The sequence below is a fragment of the Nguyenibacter vanlangensis genome (assembly GCF_013376155.1).
In the GTDB taxonomy this organism is placed as follows: domain Bacteria; phylum Pseudomonadota; class Alphaproteobacteria; order Acetobacterales; family Acetobacteraceae; genus Gluconacetobacter; species Gluconacetobacter vanlangensis.
Genome location: NZ_JABXXP010000396.1, coordinates 1 through 2,731, shown reverse-complemented (window position 1 = coordinate 2,731; position 2,731 = coordinate 1). Strand labels below are relative to the sequence as shown.

Annotated in this window: 4 protein-coding genes; 2 read left to right on the top strand and 2 right to left on the bottom strand. The window is 63.3% G+C overall.

The window, feature by feature from the left end; all coding sequences use genetic code 11:
• Positions 1 to 231 precede the first annotated feature (231 nt).
• Positions 232 to 552: a Rid family hydrolase gene (locus HUK84_RS14400; protein WP_176640902.1), complete on the top strand. Its 321-nt coding sequence runs from the start codon at positions 232 to 234 to the stop codon at positions 550 to 552.
• Between the two features lie 19 nt (positions 553 to 571).
• Here HUK84_RS14400 and HUK84_RS14395 read toward each other — a convergent pair whose 3' ends face one another.
• Positions 572 to 1,009, bottom strand: coding sequence for a winged helix-turn-helix transcriptional regulator (locus HUK84_RS14395; RefSeq protein WP_176640901.1), 438 nt, complete (start codon positions 1,007 to 1,009; stop codon positions 572 to 574).
• Positions 1,010 to 1,121: 112 nt separating this feature from the next.
• Here HUK84_RS14395 and HUK84_RS14390 point away from each other — a divergent pair, with 112 nt between their 5' ends.
• Positions 1,122 to 1,895, top strand: coding sequence for an SDR family oxidoreductase (locus tag HUK84_RS14390; protein ID WP_176640903.1), 774 nt, complete (start codon positions 1,122 to 1,124; stop codon positions 1,893 to 1,895).
• Between the two features lie 298 nt (positions 1,896 to 2,193).
• Here the strand turns inward: HUK84_RS14390 and HUK84_RS14385 are convergent.
• Positions 2,194 to 2,731, bottom strand: a 538-nt coding sequence (locus HUK84_RS14385) for an NAD(P)-dependent oxidoreductase (RefSeq protein WP_281362823.1), incomplete at its 5' end; no start/stop codon positions are given.

The window sequence follows — 2,731 nt, the reverse complement described above, 5'->3', positions numbered from 1 at the left end:
GGGCGGGCCGAGCAGCAGGACCCCCTGCCCGGCGCGGGCGGCGCAGCCGGCATGGATCTGGCCGGTATAAGAAACGGGAGCCGTCATGCGCGCAGGATGACGCGGGCGGGGGCGGATGTCCCGGATTGAATTTTCCCAAGGCTGGATTTGTTCCGAGGGTTGAATTTATTCGTGAACGGAATATGACGATTCTGTTATTTTGACGTCGAACCGAGGAGCGGCACGCGCGGCATGCACGCAGAGGACATCCATGTGCGGCAGTTGACGGGCATCGACCCCACCGGCGGGCAGGCCGCGCCCAGCCTGGTCGAGCAGTGCCGCGCCGCCCTGGAGCAGGGCGCCCAACGGCTGGAGCAGGCGGGCCATACCATGGAGGATGTGACCCGCGTCGTGTTCCTGATGCGCGATACGGATGGGTTTCCAGCCTGTTTTCCGCTGCTGCGCGAGGCGTTCGGGGCCGGGCGGCCGGCGACGACCCTGCGGCTGGTGCCGGGATTCGCCGATCCGGCGACGCTGATCGAGATCGAACTGATGGTCGGGCCGGCGGAATAGAGCCGATCGCGATCGGGCGTCACCCGGTGCCGGCCCTGCGGTCGAAAGCCTGGCGAGCCTGTTCGACCTGCTCGAGATTCTCGGCGGCCCAGACCCAGACGCCGCAGAAGGCGGAGCCAAGGCTCAAGCCCAACCCGGTGAGCCTGTATTCGACCTTCGGGGGCACGACGGGATGCACCGTCCGGACGACCAACCCGTCACGTTCCATCTGTCGAAGGGTTTGGGTGAGCATCTTCTGACTGATGCCTTCGACCAGTTCGCTGAGACGTGTGAACCGCAACTCCCCGTGATCGGCGAGGATGTCCAGGATCATCATGGTCCATTTATCGGCGACGCGCCCGATGAGTTCGTTGACCAAGGCGCCGATACGGGGATCGAGGTCGGCGGGAGGGATCGCGGCCGCATAGCGCCGCGCCCGCTCGATTTCCTCTGCCGTGAAGCGAGCCGACACGTCCATCTCATGCTCTCCGCCAGGTAAGTATAGCACTTTCAGGTGCCTTCTTCCGTTTGGAGAGCGTAGAGCACTACATGAGAGCCGCAAAGTCGAATTTCCGACCGAAGGCATGGCCATGCAGCTCAGACGAAGAACTATTCTCATCACCGGCGGCACAAGCGGCATCGGCCGGGAACTCGGACGCCAGCTTCTGGACCTCGGCAATACGGTCATCGTGACCGGCCGCGATCAGGAGCGGTTGGAACAGGCTGCTCGGGATTTGCCTGGGGTTCATACATTGCTGAGCGACGTCAGTGATCCCAGCGCTGTCGCGGCACTTTATGCCGAAGTGGTCGAACTTTTCCCGAACCTCGACACGATCATCAACAATGCCGGCATCATGCGCAACTTGAAGCTCGATCAAGAGCGATCTCTCGCCGACGTCACGCGTGAAATAGAGATCGGCCTTAATGGGCCAATCCACATGGTGCAGCAATTTCTTCCGTTTCTGAAAACGCGAAAACAAAGTCTCATCGTCAACGTCTCTTCCGGGCTTGCCTTCGTGCCGTTTCCGGCGGCCCCCGTTTATTCGGCGGCAAAAGCGGGACTTCATGCCTATACGAGATGCCTGCGTGCGCAACTCGAGAGCACCGGAGTAACGGTCGTGGAGCTTGTCCCTCCGGGAACCGAGACCCCGTTGTTTCGTGGCGAATTCGCGGAAGAGATGAAGGGTGAGAAAGGGATGGATCCGAAAGTGCTCGTGCGAGGGGCCATCGAGGGTATCGAAGCGGGGAAGACGGAAGTTCGACCGGGCCCCAGCAATATCCTGAAGATCGCCAGTCAGCTTGCGCCAAACTTCATGTTCAGACAGATGATCCGGCTGAGCCAGCTTCGACCCGGCGTCGCATAGCTTCCGGGAACAGGCCGCGGTTTCGGCGCCTGGTAGCCGTTCCAGCACGATCGAATTGCATCCGGCCCTATCGGCCGGCCGGTCGGGGCTGATCGTCCGCTGATCGGTTGCGGCCGATCGCATGGCGATGCGCGCCCGCCCCTAGTGTCCTGATTCCGAAATTCGCAAGCGAATTTCGGAATCGAAAGGACACTAGAATCAATATTTGAGTGGCCTTCTGGTCCGAGAAATTTCTCATAAGAATTTCTCGGGCAGGACATTAGAGCATCATCCGACCGGATGGGGCGGGCGCGAGAGGTCAGACCACCGGGGTCAGCAGGGATTCTCCGGCGAACCAGGCCGCGAGGTTGCGGACGACCAGGTCGCCCATCGCCAGGCGGGTTTCGACCGTGGCGCTGGCGCGATGGGGCTGGAGGACGACGTTGTCCATGGTTTTCAGCGCGTCGGGGACCGAGGGCTCGTGCTGGAACACGTCCAGCCCCGCCCCGCCCAGCGTGCCGGCCTGCAGGGCGGCGACCAGGGCGTCTTCATCCACCACGCTGCCGCGGGCGACGTTGATCAGGATGCCGTCGGGGCCCAGGGCCTGCAGCACCTGGGCGTTGACGATGTTGCGCGATTGCGGGCCGCCCGACGCCGCGACCACCAGCACGTCGTTGTCCCGCGCCAGCTCGGTCAGGTCGGCATAGAAGCGGTAGCCGGTATCGGGGAATTCGCGGATGTCGTGATAGGCGATCGGCATGTCGAAGGCGCGCGCGCGCGCGGCGATGGCGCGGCCGACCTGGCCGAGGCCGAGAATGCCCCGCCGGAGCCCCGTGGCCGTATGGCCCAGCGCGATC

What these genes read in the sequence shown, in the direction of transcription:
- HUK84_RS14400 (WP_176640902.1), top strand. Translation starts at nt 232, where the DNA reads ATGCACGCAGAGGACATCCATGTGCGGCAGTTGACGGGCATCGACCCC.
- HUK84_RS14395 (WP_176640901.1), bottom strand. Translation starts at nt 1,009, where the DNA reads ATGGACGTGTCGGCTCGCTTCACGGCAGAGGAAATCGAGCGGGCGCGG.
- HUK84_RS14390 (WP_176640903.1), top strand. Translation starts at nt 1,122, where the DNA reads ATGCAGCTCAGACGAAGAACTATTCTCATCACCGGCGGCACAAGCGGC.